At 41.3% G+C, this 17774-nt stretch carries 13 protein-coding genes; 4 read left to right on the top strand and 9 right to left on the bottom strand.

Annotated elements, in window-relative coordinates; genetic code table 11:
* Positions 1–61: 61 nt before the first annotated feature.
* From H6G28_RS15275 to H6G28_RS15255, 5 genes are all read right to left on the bottom strand, one after another.
* A complete protein-coding gene (locus tag H6G28_RS15275; RefSeq protein ID WP_190592596.1) occupies positions 62–766 on the bottom strand; it encodes a hypothetical protein in 705 nt (234 codons plus the stop codon).
* A 500-nt stretch (positions 767–1266) separates the two neighbouring features.
* Positions 1267–1989: a Uma2 family endonuclease gene (locus tag H6G28_RS15270; RefSeq protein ID WP_190592597.1), complete on the bottom strand. Its 723-nt coding sequence runs from the start codon at positions 1987–1989 to the stop codon at positions 1267–1269.
* 415 nt (positions 1990–2404) lie between these two features.
* Entirely contained in the window at positions 2405–3982 is a 1578-nt protein-coding gene (ndhD1, locus tag H6G28_RS15265) for a photosynthetic/respiratory NAD(P)H-quinone oxidoreductase subunit D1 (protein WP_190592598.1), read from the bottom strand.
* A 282-nt stretch (positions 3983–4264) separates the two neighbouring features.
* The gene (locus H6G28_RS15260; RefSeq protein ID WP_242054590.1) at positions 4265–6403 is read right to left on the bottom strand and encodes a PAS domain-containing sensor histidine kinase; all 2139 of its coding nucleotides are present in this window, start codon (positions 6401–6403) and stop codon (positions 4265–4267) included.
* Positions 6404–6739: 336 nt separating this feature from the next.
* Positions 6740–7216, bottom strand: coding sequence for an NAD(P)H-quinone oxidoreductase subunit 4 (locus H6G28_RS15255; RefSeq protein WP_190592599.1), 477 nt, complete (start codon positions 7214–7216; stop codon positions 6740–6742).
* A gap of 566 nt (positions 7217–7782) precedes the next feature.
* Here H6G28_RS15255 and H6G28_RS15250 point away from each other — a divergent pair.
* Positions 7783–8052 carry a UPF0175 family protein gene (locus tag H6G28_RS15250; protein ID WP_190671806.1) on the top strand — a complete coding sequence of 90 codons (270 nt, stop codon included), beginning with the start codon at positions 7783–7785 and terminating at the stop codon, positions 8050–8052.
* Positions 8053–8123: 71 nt separating this feature from the next.
* Here the strand turns inward: H6G28_RS15250 and H6G28_RS15245 are convergent, their stop codons facing one another.
* From H6G28_RS15245 to H6G28_RS15235, 3 genes are all read right to left on the bottom strand, one after another.
* Positions 8124–10214: an NAD(P)H-quinone oxidoreductase subunit 5 gene (locus H6G28_RS15245; protein ID WP_190592602.1), complete on the bottom strand. Its 2091-nt coding sequence runs from the start codon at positions 10212–10214 to the stop codon at positions 8124–8126.
* Positions 10215–10453: 239 nt separating this feature from the next.
* Positions 10454–10840 carry a thioredoxin family protein gene (locus H6G28_RS15240; RefSeq protein ID WP_190592603.1) on the bottom strand — a complete coding sequence of 129 codons (387 nt, stop codon included), beginning with the start codon at positions 10838–10840 and terminating at the stop codon, positions 10454–10456.
* Between the two features lie 409 nt (positions 10841–11249).
* A complete protein-coding gene (locus H6G28_RS15235) occupies positions 11250–11972 on the bottom strand; it encodes an NnrU family protein (protein WP_396020689.1) in 723 nt (240 codons plus the stop codon).
* A 207-nt stretch (positions 11973–12179) separates the two neighbouring features.
* Here H6G28_RS15235 and H6G28_RS15230 point away from each other — a divergent pair, with 207 nt between their 5' ends.
* The 3 genes from H6G28_RS15230 to H6G28_RS15220 all read left to right on the top strand — a co-directional run bounded on the left by H6G28_RS15230 (position 12180) and on the right by H6G28_RS15220 (position 15859).
* Positions 12180–13193 (top strand): LysR family transcriptional regulator, encoded by a 1014-nt coding sequence (locus H6G28_RS15230; protein WP_190592604.1) that lies wholly within the window; start codon positions 12180–12182, stop codon positions 13191–13193.
* 81 nt (positions 13194–13274) lie between these two features.
* Positions 13275–14636 carry a serine/threonine-protein kinase gene (locus H6G28_RS15225; protein WP_190671803.1) on the top strand — a complete coding sequence of 454 codons (1362 nt, stop codon included), beginning with the start codon at positions 13275–13277 and terminating at the stop codon, positions 14634–14636.
* 188 nt (positions 14637–14824) lie between these two features.
* Positions 14825–15859, top strand: a complete 1035-nt coding sequence (locus H6G28_RS15220) for a PstS family phosphate ABC transporter substrate-binding protein (protein ID WP_190671801.1) — start codon at positions 14825–14827, stop codon at positions 15857–15859.
* Positions 15860–16482: 623 nt separating this feature from the next.
* On the opposite strand, the gene H6G28_RS15215 is transcribed toward H6G28_RS15220, so the two are convergent.
* Positions 16483–17241: a Crp/Fnr family transcriptional regulator gene (locus tag H6G28_RS15215; protein ID WP_017654928.1), complete on the bottom strand. Its 759-nt coding sequence runs from the start codon at positions 17239–17241 to the stop codon at positions 16483–16485.
* Between the last annotated feature and the right edge of the window lie 533 nt (positions 17242–17774).

Genomic DNA, 17774 nt, shown 5'->3' with positions numbered 1-17774 from the left:
CCTCCACCAGGTGATAAAATTCGGTAAATTAGGCGATCGCACTTTCAATATATTCAATACTTTAATAGCTCAGAGCCAGTTGTAACTTGAGGTAGTCCACAAAATCTACAAGTTCTGTCTCCGAGAGATGGTAGCGTGATTTCTTGCCATATTTTTGCTGTAAATACTCTCTCCCTTGCTGGGGAGTCCAATTTAACTGTGATAAATATGCGTCGGTTTTAGCAATAAAATCAGCACGAATTTCTGCTGTAACTTCATTATTCAGTATTTCTCTTGTGTCTGAAGTTACAGTTTTTGTACCGTTAATTTTCAGACTTACTTGTTTTCCTAAAACTTGCCAGTCTATTTCCTTATGTCCATCCCAACTTACGCCTACAGAGCGATAAGTCACTGGATGATAAATTGTACAAAATACTATGGCTTTTTCCCCTGGACTCACCGCAATTGTTAGTGGCTGAAGCAATTGTTCATAGCTTAAGGCCTCAAGTGAGAGCAGTAAACCCTTGGAGAAATAAGACTCACTTCCTGAGCGAATAATATAAGGCTTATCTGCCAAAATATGTAAATCTGTTTTTTCACTTTTTCCCTGAGAAGTTTCTACTATTTTGTTAACTTCTATTTCCGTAATCACCCCTGTTAACGCTCTGTCATAAATGGGTATTTGTTTACCATCATCAGAAAGCATATACCAACAATGATCACTTTCTTTACTCACAAATACATACTGAGGTTTTGGGATAGAGCCGAACCCTAATTTAATGTCCATATTCTAGGAGAATATTTATGCAACTAAATTGTCAACAAGCAATTAGTTTTATAATTCCCTAGTTAGTTGGTTGATTAACAACCTTGCACCAAAAACAGATCCAAATATAGCAATCCTATTTGATGTGTAAAAATCGAGAGGCTCAGATCCCCGACTTCTTGAAGAAGTCGGGGATCTTTGAGTTTACGAATGATTTAGGACTGCTATAGGAATACGGTTTGATTCCTGAATCTAGTTGTGTAAGCAGGGAGTAGGGAATGAGGAGTAGAGAGTAGGAAAGACGGCTGATCTGGGTGTACTGATTTTTTTCAGAAATCAAATATGATTCCTACATATCACAAGTCATGTTACTCAATCCTGTCCTTTCCTTCATGTGGCTTCGATTTTTACGAGGTACAGCAACTGATTGAAAAAAGTAATGAATAATGAGTCAGAAATTGACTTATTACTCACTACTTACTACTCATTACTTAATTTCAAAAGTTCTGTAATAATAGTCTTCAGGCTAAACTTTCAGGTTCTACACCTAAAGCTCTTAATTGTTCAGCCAGCAATTGCATTTTTTGTTCTGTTTGGATACGTAGCTGACGCTCAAAATTTAATTGTGCTTCGATTTCGTAAATGCGTTCTTCGGGGGTGAGTATCTTTTGTCCTTCCTCGTTATACCAATACAACCATTCTCGTGCAAGACCTTGATATATTCCCCGTTCTAGACCAATTCCTAAACCAATTTCTGGTAGCCAAACCGGGTTTCCTGGTATTAAGAAATACTCCCCGTCCTGTAATTGATAAACTTCCAGAGGGGGCTTTTTCTTTCGCAGAGGTTTGTAGATAACGTAGTATAAAACACCCAATTCTTTAGCGTAAAATTCTTTTCTGGTACTGTATTCACCATGACTAATCTGAGAAACGACCTCTAGTGCTAAAACTGGTGGTTGTTTTTCTTCCCACATTACATAACTCAGGCGTAAGTCACCATCAATAAAGCGTTTAACCCCCACACTGAGAAACGCATCAGGCGCGATCGCAGCTTTTTTTGGGTCGTAATAAATTCCCATCTTTAAGCCAAAAAACCAATCCCAACGCTCAGACCACACAAAGGCGAGTGTCGATTTTAGCAAGCTGGGAATTAAATCTTGTAGTTCATTATCCACAGGTGTATCCTCTGAGTCTGGTAGCTCTTCGGAAGATGGTAAACAGTGTAACGGGTTGTAGTTTAACATGAGTGGTCTGAGTAGATGCGATTTCTAGAAAGATTTTAGAAAATAATGGAATTTTGATATATGTAGATATCGCAAAGTTTTCATATCTAAATTATTACTTTAGTTGTATATAGGACTCATATTTGATTTGGGAAAAAAATCAGTACACTCAGATCAGGCTTCTTTCCTACTCCCGACTCCCCATTCCCTATTCCCTACCTACACAAATAAATTCAGAAATCAAACCGGATTACTATAGCAGCCCTATAAAGCATTTCTCTCTCCTCTCTACGTTCTCTGTTCCTCTGTGGTTCGTTAACAAGTTTATAGAGTTTGGTATCTGATATCTCTTGTTCATTTCTCAAATAGGACTGCTATATAAAAAAGGCGAGTATCAAACCCGCCTGAAAAAATAATTGTATTTATCAATTGCTGACTAATTACCAATTGTTGGCGCATTCAATGAAAGCTTTGGTGCTTCTTCTTTTTCCTGTGCCAAAGTTGGTACAGAATCGCGCAATCTTGCTGTCAATTGTACGGTTGTAGCGTCGTAAATTTGAGTCAGCAATTTAGGATAGAACCCGATACCAATAATTGGTACTAGCAAACAAGCAATGATAAAGACTTCGCGGGGTTCGGCATCGATAAGTTTCTGGTGCGAAACCAATTCTTCGTTTTCTTTGCCGTAGAAAATTTCCCGCAACATTGATAGCAAATAAATTGGGGTTAAAATTACACCCACTGCCATCAAAAAGACTACGATAACTTTGAAGGTAGAGCTATAAGCATCGCTAGTGGCAAAGCCCACAAATATCATTAATTCTGCTACGAAACCGCTCATTCCTGGCAATGCTAAAGAAGCCATTGAACAGGTAGTGAACATAGCAAAAATTTTCTGCATCCGCTTACCAACACCGCCCATTTCATCCAGCATTAGGGTGTGTGTGCGATCGTAGGTTGCACCAACCAAGAAGAACAAACTTGCCCCAATTAAGCCATGCGACACCATTTGTAATACTGCGCCACTCAAGCCCAAATCGGTGAAGGAGGCGATACCGATAGTCACAAAGCCCATGTGGGAAATTGAGGAGTAGGCAATTTTGCGCTTGAGGTTTCGCTGGGCAAAGGATGTCAGGGCGGCGTAGATAATGTTAACTACCCCTAAAATGACGAGAACTGGGGCAAAATACGCATGGGCATCAGGCAGCATTTGGGCATTCATCCGAATCAAGGCGTAACCGCCCATTTTCAAGAGAATACCAGCCAGTAACATGTGTACGGGTGCTGTTGCTTCACCGTGGGCATCGGGTAGCCAGGTATGCAGGGGAATGATGGGTAATTTGACGGCGTAGGCAATCAAAAAGCCAGCATAGAGTAACAACTCAAAATTGAGGGCGTAATCTTTGAGGCCGAGGGAGTGCATATCAAAGGTGACTGTATCGCCATAAAAGGCCATCGTCAACGCGCCGACCAAAATAAACAGCGAACCGCCAGCTGTGTACAAAATAAACTTGGTCGCTGCGTATTGCCGCTTTTTACCACCCCAAATTGCCAGTAGCAGGTAAACCGGAATCAATTCCAGTTCCCACACCAAGAAAAACAGCAACATATCCTGCACAGCGAAGACGGCAATTTGTCCGCCATACATCGCCAGGATTAAAAAGTAAAATAGCCTGGGTTTGAGGGTGACAGGCCAAGCTGCTAATATCGCCAGGGTAGTAATGAATCCAGTCAAAATAATTAGGGGCATGGATAAGCCATCTGCCCCTACTGACCACTTCAAATCTAGCTGTGGTACCCAGGCATAACTTTCAGACAGCTGCAAATCTGGGTTGGAGAAGTCGTACCCGGTATAAAAGGCGTAGACAATCAGCGCGAAGTCTATCAGCCCGACAATCAGGGAATACCAACGCACTGTTTTACCATCTTTATCCGGGATAATCGGAATCAAGAGTGATGCCGCAATCGGCAAGAGGATAATTGTCGTCAGCCACGGGAAATTAGCTGTATTCATCACAATTTGTCTACAATCAAAATCATGTTTATCAAGGAAGCCCTAGCTATTAAGTAGCAGCTTTTTGGGGATTTGGCATTCCTTGTTAGGTTGATTTAATTAAGTGGACAATCCCCATTTGTGGTTGTGGTAGTATTTTTTAACTTTAGCGGTGACTCAGTATCGGTGAGAATACCCGCTTTCAGCCAGCAGTTTATCTAAAATTTTAGGACTGCGATCGCACCCTTTTATAAAAATTCGTAATTCGTAATTCACAATTCGTAATTAAGATTGTTGTTCAAATCAACTGTCTGCCCTTAAGTGAACGGGAATTGTCATGATAAATTCAGCACCCTTTCCCGGAGAGGAAATACATTCTAAAGACCCTTGATGTCTGTTAGAAATAATTTGGTAACTAATAGACAAACCCATCCCTGTTCCTTTACCTATAGGTTTACTTGTAAAAAATGGGTCAAATATTTTTTGTCTGACTTCATCTGACATCCCCACACCATTATCAATGATGCTGATTTTGACTTGTGTGGAATTTGGCATAGCTGTACGAATGTAAATAGTTGGTGTTAGCTGCTGGACATTTTCTTCTAACGCATCAATCGCATTCAGCAAAATATTCATAAATACTTGGTTGAGTTGCCCAGCATAACATTCAACTAAAGGTAAATTACCATATTCCTTAATGACTAAAATCTTGGGTCTATCTGTTTTAGATGCCAGACGATGCTCTAAAATCATTAAAGTACTATCCAGACCCTGATGTATATCAGCAGCTTTTAAATCAGATTCATCCAGACGAGAAAAGCTGCGGAGAGAAGCGACAATCTCGCTGATGCGATTTGCTCCAACTGTCATTGAAGAATAAAGTTTTGGCAAATCCTCGACTAAAAATTCCAAATCACAATTTTCAGCTTCTTCTTGAATTTCTAAGTCTGGTTCTGGATAATGAGACTGGTAAAGTTTCAGGATGTTGAGCAAATTTTGAGTATATTGATAGGCATGTTTGAGATTGCCAAAAATAAAACTCACTGGGTTATTGATTTCATGAGCAACCCCCGCAACTAGTTGTCCCAAAGAAGACATTTTTTCCGTTTGAATCAGTTGCAATTGTGTATGTTGTAATTCCTCTAAAGCTTGTTCTAATTCCTTGGCTTTTTGACTGAGTTCTGCTTCTGCTTGTTTACGCGCAGTAATATCATTACGAATGGCTACATATTGTTGGGGTTTGCCTTGCTCATCTAACAAAGGCACAATTGTCGTATCTACCCAATAATAAGTGCCATCCTTAGCTAAATTTTTCACTTCGCCTTTCCAGACTTTCCCCTGGCTAATAGTGAACCACATCTCTTGAAAAAACTCTTGGGAATGATAGCCAGAATTGATAATTCTATGGGTTTTCCCAATTAGTTCTGCTGGTTGATATTGGGAAATTTGACAAAACTTATCATTCACATATTCAATCATCCCTTTATTGTTAGTTACCGCAACAATTGATGATTGATCTAAAGCAAATTTGATATCTGCTACTTCTTTGAGCGATTTTTTGAGCGTGATTTCTGTTTGTTTACGCGCAGTAATATCATTACGAATAGCTACATATTGCTGGGGTTTACCTTGCTCATCTAAAACAGGTACAATTGTTGTATCTACCCAATAATATGTGCCATCCTTTGCCAAATTTTTAACTTCTCCTTTCCATACCCTTCCCTGGCTAATAGTTAACCACATCTCTTGAAAGAACTCTTGGGAGTGATAGCCAGAATTGATAATTCTATGGGTTTTGCCGATTAGTTCTGCTGGTTGATATTGAGAGATTTGACAAAAATTATCATTCACATATTCAATCATCCCTTTATTGTTAGTTACGGCAATAATCGATGATTGGTCTAAAGCGAATTTGATATCTGCTAATTCTTTCAGGGATTTTTTGAGAGTGATTTCTGCTTGTTGGTGGGCAGTAACATAAGTATTTTTATGACTTGTAATATCTTCAACGATAGACAAAACACCAGTCACATTTCCTTGACAATCAACTACAGGAGTGTGATGCCACTCGCAAGTAATCATTTTGCCATCTTTCGTGAAATTCTCCTTGGTGCAGTAATTTCCTCCATGTTGTTTGAGTAATGCAGTCATTAACTGATTGACATCTTCTCTAGGAATACTAGGTAAGAGAATTTCCCCAATATGAAGGTTGAGTACCTCTGGTTGACTGTAACCAAAGATACGTTCAGCCGCCGGATTCCAGTCTAAAACCTCAAAATCTATATTCCATTGAATAATTCCTAACGGATGATACTCAACCAACGCAAATAATTTCTGCTGAGTATCTTGAAGTGATTTTTGTGTATTCTCTAAATCTGTTATGAGATGATCTCGCTGCTGACAACAAGTTGGTAGCTCTTGATACTTAGATTCAAGCAACATAGTGATTAATCTCCAGCCCAGTTAAAAGAGGGAAAACAAGTAAATTGCGATGTTCTTAGTATTAATATTGCCCAAATCAGTCTGGGTAATTTACTTGTGTGGCGAAGACTGTTGATTGATACCAAGCAGGAAGTCTGGGACTATACAAACAAAGCCTGCTTGCACAGGCTAACTCTCATTAATACATTTTATAGCATTACACTACAAGTATCATATCAGGTGAGTTAAAAGCAGGTATTGTGGATATTGAGTTAAGCAAATTTTGACTATCCTAACTCACCCGATAGACTAAAAATAGATGGGCATTTATGCACCAATCAATTATTTAGTTGTTGACTAAGCTTTCTTTTCTTGCACTAGAGCATTAATTTTGGAATTAATAGCTTTTAATACATCTTTGGTTTCATCAATTGTCAGGGTTTCATTTTTGGAAACTTTGCCCTTCAAGCTTCTGTAAGAGGCAATTGATGAATCAAAACTTTCAGTTGATGCACTTGGATCAGCTGCTAAAACATCTTTCTTTTCTTGTACTGCGGCATTAATTTTTGCGTTAATAACCCCTAAAGCGCCTTTGACTTCATCTGTTGTCAGGGTTTCATTTTTGGAAACTTTGCCCTTTAAGCTTCTGTAAGATGCGATCGCAGCATCAACATCTTGAGTTTGTGTACCAGCATCAAAGGCAAGATACTGTGTAGCTCCAAAGTCTACAGAAACCGCCAGAGCGTTAGGTGGTGTTAACAACAAACCACAAACTGTAACTAGCAATACCAGTGAGTAAGCAACAAGATTTTTCAGAGATGTAAAGAGTTTCATTTTTTATACTCTCTATGACAGTAAGATTACCCCACGCATACTAAAGCCATGTCGGGAAAATACATCAAAAATTTAAGATATTTTTAATAAAAAAGCATATTATTCGGAATTGCATACTGTACAAAGCGAGTATCTTGTGTATTAACGTAAATACGTTGTTTCAGACTTTAATTAATCTTCTTTGATTGAGTGCGTAGACGTAGCCCGCCGTAAGCTTCGCTAAAATATCATTCAAAAATCCAGCTATCAACCTGTAAACTTTACCTGTTATTTTGGCTTTGCTGTCAATATCTAAGTGTTGATTATTAGGATTTACACACAAAAATTTTCTATGAAAATTGGGTTTATGGGTTTGGGTGTAAAGGTTTGGGATACATACACATACCACTTGGCTCAGAGACTGCCAAATAAAAAGATATACCATCGCTGTGTAAGAAAAATATCATCTCTCGAAATTGGATTTTGCCTGCGATCGCCTAGTCTAACCGGAGCATTGCTCAAAATCTCTGATGCTGCTCAGTTATTCTTAAAAAGAAGGATCATACATCCATCAAAGGATAGTACAAATGCAAATTACCATTGAAATACCCGATGACATTGCCCATCAACTCGCTAATACCCCTGACCAACTTTCTCGCCGCGCCTTAGAATCGCTGGTAGTGGAAGCTTATCGCCATCGGCAAATTTCTACTGCTCAAGTTCAACGTCTGTTAAATCTTTCTTCTCGACTAGCTGCCGATGCTTTTCTTAAAGCCTATGAAGCTTACCAAGCCTACACCTTAGCTGACTTAGAGCAAGATTTACAAGCTCTTGACCTGTGCGTAATTCTTGACTAAAAAAAGAGCCTAAATTCAGACTCTCAATAATAAAAAAAATTAAGGGCGGACAGTCGCCCACCCCTAAAAAATCAGGTAATCCCAAAAACGATCACCAAGCCCAAAACTGCGCCAAACACAATCAAGGCATAGAATTGAACGCGACCATTTTCTAAATATTTCAGCCCTTCGCCACTGACTAGGGTGAAAAAGCCTGTGAGGTTAACAGCACCATCAACAACGCGGAAGTCAACTTCCATGACTTGTCTAGCTAGGCGACGCAAGCCGAGGACAAAGACACGATGGTAAATGTCATCAAAGTACCACTTGTTGAGGGATAGCTCGTACAAAGGTTTGATTTTTGCTGCGATCGCAGCAGGGTCAATTTTCCGTTGCAAGTACATCAAGGAAGCCAAGGTAATCCCAATCAAGGAAATTCCCACAGAAGCCCCCGCCATAATATAAAATTCCGTCGGCTCAAATTCGGCGGCTTTTTCTAAAACTTCAGCGAGAGTTTCGTTAGGTGAGTAAATAAATTCCTCGAAATAATTAGCAAAGGGAGTTCCTACCAAACCAATCAAAATTGAAGGTACAGCCAACACTAATAATGGCAAGGTCATTGTCCACGGTGATTCATGGGGAGAATCGCTGTGATGACCATGAGAACCATGATGGTCTCCTGTTGCGGCTAGTTCACCATGTTTCATCGCCCCAGGGCCAAAATTCGGGGCTGGTTCTTCAGCTTCTAATTCCAGAATGATGGTTGATGCTTTCTTAAGTTTGGCTTTGATTTTCTCGTCAGTACCCCGGAATTTGCCTTCAAATGTCATGAAATACATTCTGAACATATAAAAAGCAGTGATTCCCGCCGTTAGCCAGCCAATGATCCACAAAAATGGATTAGCAGCAAAAGCCTTACCGAGAATTTCATCTTTTGACCAAAAACCTGCAAACGGAGGCATCCCGGAAATTGCCAAGCAGCCAATCAAAAAGGTAATAGCTGTGATGGGCATATATTTCCGCAGTTTGCCCATCAGTCGCATATCTTGGGCTAAAGCAGGGTCATGGCCAACGACTCCTTCCATCCCATGAATCACAGAACCGGAACCCAAGAACAGCATCGCCTTGAAGTAAGCGTGAGTCATCAGGTGGAATAAGCCAGCACTGTAAGCACCTACGCCCATTGCCATCACCATGTAACCTAATTGGGAAATGGTGGAGTAGGCCAAGCCTTTTTTGATGTCGTTTTGCGTAATCGCAATTGTCGCCCCTAAAAATGCTGTAAATGCCCCAGTAAAGGCAATTACGTTCATCGCGGCGGGGACATGCTCAAACACAGGGTACATCCGGGCTACGAGAAATACACCTGCTGCCACCATTGTGGCGGCGTGGATTAAGGCGGAAATTGGTGTCGGGCCTTCCATCGCATCTGGTAGCCAGACATGGAGGGGGAACTGGGCTGATTTAGCAACAGGGCCGAGGAAAACCAAAATCGCAAACAGTATGGCGAGGAAATTGCTGATTGTTCCTGATTGCACCAGTTGGGCGAGGCGATCGCCCATGATATGAAAATCAAAGCTACCGGTTGCCCAAAACAGGCCTAAAATCCCCAATAATAAGCCAAAGTCACCAACGCGGTTGGTGACAAATGCTTTTTGACAGGCATCGGCGGCTGACTTGCGATCGTACCAAAAGCCGACCAGCAAGTAGGAACACATCCCTACCAGTTCCCAGAAGATATAAATTTGCACTAAGTTGGGACTGACCACCAGACCCAACATTGAGGAGCCAAATAAGCTCAGATAAGCGTAAAACCTTACATATCCTGGATCATGTGCCATATAGCCATCGGTATAGACCATGACTAAAAAGGCTACGGTTGTCACAATTACCAGCATAAGGGCTGTCAGGTGGTCAATTGTATAGCCCATGCTCAGGTGAAAATTCCCTGCTGCTGCCCATTCCAAAGTCCGCAGATAAGTCGGGTGTCCTTGAATTTGACTCCACAGCAAGGCAAACGACAAGCCCATCGCTGCTCCCATCAAGGAGATAATCAACGCAGCGTTGAGTTGCCGCAGGCGGTTCGTCACCTGATTGATCGAAATTAATCCCAAACCGACCAGCATCGCCCCTAAAAGAGGGAACACCGGAATCAGCCAGGCATATTCATAGATTGCTTCCATCACTGACGCATAATTTGAGAATTCTTGACTAGCTTAGGACAGTTTTGCGGCGGCTGTCTTCCGCAGGCAACTGTCCTGGTCGGAACTGTTAATAATTGTGACACACACCCCTGATGATAAAATACCCCACCCAAAGGTAATTGGGCGGGGTAATTAAGCATGGTTTTAGATTTGGCTGAAGTCAATAGCATCTTTCACTAATGATCATCAACTATTGACCATTGACAAATCACGCTATATTATGCAGTCCGACATTCTAAATCGGCTGTTTGGGAGTGGTTGTATGTTTTAGAACAGTTGGTGTAAGTGAGCTTGATTTCTTCTAGAGCCAGACGTAAATCGTCTCTGCCACGAAAACCTTCTAGGCGATGTCGGATAATGCCGTTTTCTACTAAAAGTAAAGTAGGTAGTGACTTGAGACGATAAGTATTGGATAGTTTGAAGTTTTCATCTGCATTCACTCCCACCAATTTAATTTGCTCCCCGCATTGAGATTTAAATTGTAATAACAAAGGGTGGATGATACGGCATAGGCCGCACCAAGGTGCTTCAAAATTCACTAAAACAGGTACTGGAGATTCTAAAACTTCTTGAGTAAATGTCCGCTCACTAACCGACAACACCATGATGCCTCGAAAATTATAGGGTTTTAATATCAAACTAGCTATCAGCAGGAAGAATTGGCAACTTAGTCAGCACCTATCTATGAGTTAGCATTCAGGATTTAAGATGATTAAAAAATTACTGCCGCTTTGATTTTAACTCTGATAAAAAAGCCAGCACGACTTTCACGGTGGCCTTTAGATTTTTTTAACTCCTGATTGCCGCTTTCATCGAGGGTGTTGAGAAGACTGTGCCATGAAAATCTCAACTAAGACTTATGACCAGCGACTTACCACTATATGAAGATCAAACTGGTTAAGCTTCCCCCCACTGACAACTATTTGATTTGATCCTACATTGATTTGGCAGCAATTGATAAGCTGAAATTGGCATTTACGCAGATTTTTTGTTGATAGCTGGGATCAGTAAAAATCACCATTCTATTTTACTAGTTGCTACGATCAACAGTGGATGTAACCACCACAGTAGACCAACAAAAATTGCTACTCCTAAATAAGCAGGGCGGATAAATTCTGGCCATTTCAGAGACTGACGACCATCAAGAATAGCTTGGAAAGGGATGATGGAAGTTCTTTGTTTGACAAGTTCAAAAGCTTCGCCGTAGCGTTGGGATAAGCGGCGATCGCCATGCCAAACTCCAAATAGGTGATGTAAGACTAATCCCAAAGATGTGACTAAAGTAAAGCTTGTCCCTAACCACAGCGTATGGGCGAAACACCAAATAACTTGTCCTACCATCTGGGGATGACGGGTAATACGGATAATCCCAGTTTCATACAAATGAACTTGGGGCTTTTGAATAGCAGCAATTTCTAGTAGATTGAAGGTGGCAGGATACAAAAATAAAAACGAAATTGCTGACAACACCCAAACTACAGCTTGTATTCCTGGGACTCCTTGTACCTGCCAGAGTTGCCAGCCGTCATAACGATGGTTAAAAAAGTAAGTAATTAAGATGACAGCCAACGGTAAACTAACTAATGCAAACAAAATGCGATAAAGCCTTGCTCCTATGTGCTTCTCAGCCAATGGACGTAGAGCAGCCCCGCCACTGTGGGCGATCGCAAAAGCAAATTGTAACCCCAACATGACAAAATGACTGGGAGTAAACAAAGGATTAGGCATCGTAGACATGGGTGAAGTTATTTAAACAAAAGTTAATACAGTACAACCAATAACACAAAGTATTCAACAGGGGACTTGCGCGAAGATGCAGTAGCACTGTTTTTTTCGAGTCAAGTCTTCCGATTTGAAGATGGAATAAATCATTTTTTACTTTTTGGTGATCAAATCCGATGTATTGCCAACTCTGCTCCTTTCAAAGTTTGTGGGTTGAACCTTATGTCTGACCTTCCTTTCACTTTAGATCAGTTACGTATCCTGAAAGCGATCGCACAAGAAGGGAGCTTCAAGCGTGCTGCTGATAGCTTGTATGTCTCCCAACCTGCCGTGAGTTTGCAAGTGCAGAACCTGGAACGGCAACTAGATGTCCCTTTATTTGACCGTGGCGGCCGTCGCGCCCAATTAACCGAAGCTGGACATCTATTGTTAAGTTACGGCGAAAAAATCCTCAGTCTGTGCCAAGAAACCTGTCGCGCCATTGAGGATCTACAAAATCTCCAAGGTGGGACTTTAATTGTCGGTGCATCTCAAACCACCGGGACTTATTTATTACCCCGGATGATTGGCATGTTTCGCCAAAAATATGCCGATGTGGCAGTGCAACTGCACGTCCACTCAACTCGCCGCACTGCTTGGAGTGTCGCCAACGGCCAAGTTGATTTAGCCATTATCGGTGGGGAAATTCCTGGTGAATTAGCCGAATCTTTGGAAATTATTCCTTACGCTGAAGATGAGTTAGCCCTGATTTTGCCAGTGTTTCATCCCTTTGCTAAACTTGAAACCATTCAAAAAGACGACTTATATAAATTACAATTCATCGCTTTAGATTCTCAATCCACTATTCGCAAAGTCATCGATCAAGTACTAGCACGCTGCGAAATTGATACCAGACGTTTCAAAATCGAAATGGAACTCAATTCCATCGAAGCCATCAAAAATGCCGTACAGTCAGGATTGGGGGCGGCTTTCGTCTCGACATCCGCCATTGCCAAAGAGTTACAAATGGGTGTACTGCACTGCTCACCCATCGAAGGCGTGATTGTTAAACGCACACTCTGGCTGATTTTTAATCCCAACCGGTATAGATCCAAAGCCGCAGAAGCATTCAGCCAGGAAATATTACCCCAGTTTGCAACTCCAGGATGGAACCAAGACCTGATAAAATTGTCACAAAAAAAGCTAGTAGCAAATACATTTGATGTAGCAACACCCAGTTCCTCTGACGAGGGCTGATACTTGTCAATAGTCAATAGTCATTAGTTAAGGGCTACAGGCTATTGACTATTCACTGTGGACTATTGACTAAAAACTAACATGGAAGCTTACTGCACTCGTCCACGCTGCCCCCGCCCAAAAAATTATTTTGCCGACCTAGATGATGTGTCAACCCTCAAAACAGCGCAGCAAAAATATTGCGCTACCTGTGGTATGCCACTCATCCTTGATGGGAGATATATGTCTACCAAATTACTGGGTCGGGGAGGATTTGCCTCTGCCTTTCTCGCCCGCGATCGCCGCATTCCAGGAATTCGCGCCTGTGTAGTCAAACAGTTCCAGCCTGCGGAAAATGTTAGTGCTAATCAACTGCGAATCGCTCAACAATTGTTTGAAAGAGAAGCAGATGTCTTAGCCGAAATTGGCCGAGAACACGAACAAATTCCAGAACTCTACGCTTTTTTCCAAATTACTGTTCCTAGTTTTACTCAACCCAATCACGAAGAACAGTTTTTTTACTTAGTCCAAGAATATATTGATGGTCTGAATCTTGAGGAAGAATTAACCCAAAAGGGGAAATTTTCGGAAGCAGAAATTTTATATATGTTGCAGGAAATTCTCAAAATCCTCAAGTTTGTCCATGATAAAAATATTATTCATCGAGATATCAAGCCATCGAATATTATGCGCCGCCAAGATGGGAAATTATTTCTGTTAGATTTTGGCGCAGTCAAGCAAGTGACAAATGTGGCATCAGGGACAGTCGCCTCATCTACAGGAATTTATTCCGCCGGATTTGCCCCCCCAGAACAAATGACAGGAAATCAAGTATTTCCCTGTACAGATTTATATGCCTTAGCGGTAACTGCTGTGACTTTACTCACCAGTCAACCAACCACCCAGTTATTCGACCCACTAATTAACCAGTGGACTTGGCGATCGCATGTGGATATTGACCCCCGACTAGCCAATGTTTTAGATAAAATGCTGTTGCCTGCTGTCAGTCAACGTTTTCAATCCGCCGAGGAAGTACTCAAAGAACTGTTTCCGCAGTTCATCCCCCCAACTACACTCACAAATACACCAACTCAACCGCCCCTTATACAGCCACCTGCAACTTTTTCGACCACAGAGTTATTATCAGGGGCTGCTGTGAGTGGTTTTGAAGGTGCATTAATAGCGATCGCTCTCTCTAGTCTGATATCACCCATGATCGCTTTCACTATTGCCATCGTGATTTTGAGTGGGATGATTTTTGCTCAAACTCGACGCTGGATTAAAACCACAAATTTATTAATTGTGGCAGTAATATCTTTTGCGATCGTTCTTTTTGTTCCTGCCTTGCAAGCAGGAATGGATATTCAACAAATAGTAATATTAGGAATTGCCGGCAGTTTAATAGCTATTGCCGTAACCACACTATTTCAACTTATATATAAATTATTGTCTATTATGTTTTAAATAAAATACAGTAAAAGTCTATGTTTACTGTACTGCCAGTAATTTCAGGAATCTCATCTCCTTACTGTGTAGCATATTTCGTACCAATAAAATGGCAACTAGGAAATTAGAGTTTAATCAAACTTTAACCTAGCGTTACCCATAAAATGAGAAATTACTTTCAGGGTAAGAAAACTACACCACCAACTATGACACAACAACATAGAACTAACGAGACTAAAGTTTTGGTTCTAACACTAGCAATCACCTTGGGGCTAGTAGGTGGTTTGTTGTGGTGGTTTTCTCACAGCTATGGCATCAAAGGCAGTTATCTCACAAGAACAAGGGTAGAAACACCAAGTACAGATACCTTCTCGCAAATACCGGATGTCCCGACGGGGTTATTTAGTTATGGGGGTAGCACTACTTGGGCTCCGATCCGCCAGCAGGTAGATTCAGCCGTGGCCATTGTCTGGCCCAAATTTCAACTACGTTACACCGAGCCGATAGAAGCTGCACCCGGTTCTGGGACGGGAATTAAGATGCTGCTGGGTAATCAGTTAGCATTTGCTCAATCTTCTCGCGCTGTGAAGCCAGAAGAAAATGAACAAGCAAAAAAATTAGGGTTTGCACTCAAAGAAATACCTGTAGCAATTGATGGAATTGCGATCGCAGTTCACCCAACTCTCAATCTTCCTGGCTTAACCCTCACCCAGCTAAAAGATATCTACACGGGTAAAGTTAATAATTGGGAACAGTTAGGCGGGCCAAAATTACCCATAACACCATATTCTCGCCGTCCAGAAGATAGTGGCACCATTGAGTTTTTTGAAGAAAACGTCCTAAGTGGCGAAAAATTTGGTAGCAACGTCCAATTTATCGACACTACGACTAACGCCTTAAAAGAAGTAGCCAAAAATCCTGGTACAATTTACTATGCTTCCGCACCAGAGGTAGTCGGACAATGCAGCGTCAAAGCCTTACCCCTAGGTAAACAGCCAAACAAATTTATTGAACCTTACACAAAACCTTATATCCCCCTAGACAAATGTCCAAAACAGCGTAATCAACTGAATACTGAAGCATTTCAAACTGGTGATTATCCCATCACCCGACGTTTATTTGTCATCGTCAAACAAAATGGACAAGCAGATCAGCAAGCAGGTGAAGCTTACGCTAACTTATTGCTGACAGATCAAGGTCAAGAATTAATTGCGAAAGCTGGGTTTGTCAGACTGCGCTAATCAAGACTGATAGGGCTTACGCACAAAGATTGTTTGTGGAGATTGGGTAAAGGGGTGTGAGGGTATGGGGTGTAGAGGTTGTGAATAGATACACCCCCATACCCTTTCACCCTACAGGCAAAAATGACAATTGGAGCCTAGGGTTAGGCTCCAATTCTTTGAATTAATTAACCGTATTTTCACTGCACCACTGATAACAACAAGACAGACAATGGCACTGAAAAAGTCTTGGGTAATCAATACTTTCGACTCTAATTTTGAGTTGTTTTCAGACCACCCAAACTTGATTGAAATTTGGCTGATCTTTATGACTGGAATCTACTACACTTTTGCCTTAAACAAGCATTATCTTGATTATTCAACCTAGTTCCTGTTGTTAGCAGGCAAACAAAATCCGAAAATTTAGTTCTCTACCAAGAACTATGATTTTTCCCTAGTGAATATCTTGTACATTCACACACAGGCTGTTTTATCCAGAAAATACCCGATTACGCACAATCTGTTTGTGGTGGTCAAACAGATTGGTTAAACACAAAAGTAAGGAGGTGTTGCTGCGCCAACTTACTGATGACAGATCGGGATCAAGTTCTGATAGATGCCGTTACAGGAACTTGGATAGCGTCTTAGCTTGCTCTATTAATCGACTCTGCTGGCAAGCAAATGAGATTATCTCCTTGAGTGAGGATTAAACCTCTTTGACGCAATTTGCCCATTAAGCGGGTCACAGTTACACGAGTAGAGCCGATCGCGCTACCAATTTGGGCATGAGTAAGGGGAAAAGGCAAACAATAGCCACGAATCACATCGGGATCAGTTTCGCTCATTGCGGGTTCGCCATATTCCTCAATTAACAATGTGAGGAATCCTAAGAGGCGGTCAATTGTGCGCCGTTGACCCAAGGCACTCAACCACAGCAATTTACGCTGATGCTGATACCTAAAGGCATCCATAACCTCGCGCCGGAAGTGAGGCCAGTTGTCTAAATCATGCCAGTACATCCACAGCACCGCAGTTTGGTCAACATGGGCGTATGCTTGGAGGGTGAATGGTGACTGAGCCACAATTTCAAATGGTTGTCCTGCTCCCACAAAACCCAAGAAAGCTTCTTCTGGAGTTCTGTTAATGCGTCGAGATGTTAACTGACTGGCAGTAGCACTCACTTGAGCGGTACCTACCATACGGATCGCACCTCTTTGCACCAAATACAGCAAACCAGGTCTAGCTGGAATGCGCTCATCTTTGCTAAAGGTGCGGCAACGATAGTGTTCTTGAGCCCAATCAAGAATACGTTGCCAAGTCAAAAAGGGGCGTGATGCCTCAGAAAAGGAGGATGGAGATTGCATAGGTAACAAAGAGCGTTCGGCTGAAGACAAAGACGTCATAAAACAAGGTGCAAGGAGTGTCTTTGTGTTGACGGGTAGGCTTAACGCCTAACAGCGCCAGCCATCCAAAGAGTAGAGAGCAATTTAGCGCCTACTCTTTTGTTATACTTCTTACTGTACAATGATGGTAGTAAAGTTTACTTACTATTCATAGAATATTTATTAAATTTTATGGTCTTCTCATTTTTCTTTATATAGATAAAACTTATATCTCAAGGAAGATGACAACCCACTGTTGGGGAAATAATCAAAAGCTGTTCTTATCAGATTAAGTGGATTATTGGTTAATAACAAGCAATCAGCTATCAATTAAGCAGTTATTAAATAGTTTGTCACAGGAAACACTCAGTGATTTTACTAAGACTGAAAAAATACAAATTAAGGAATTTAAAAAAAATCATCTATACAAAGATAGAGATAATAAAAAAATCTTGTATATCTCAGGAGTGGCACAGCAGTTAGCAAAATCTCATAATTGCACTGCTATGGAGATAGCTAATACTCTTGTCCCTAGATTATTGGCGACCAGTGGC

This window comes from Nostoc sp. FACHB-190 (assembly GCF_014696905.1).
Lineage (GTDB): Bacteria > Cyanobacteriota > Cyanobacteriia > Cyanobacteriales > Nostocaceae > Nostoc_B.
The sequence above is the reverse complement of the archived record's forward strand: the minus strand, read 5'-3'. Positions and strand labels throughout refer to the sequence as shown.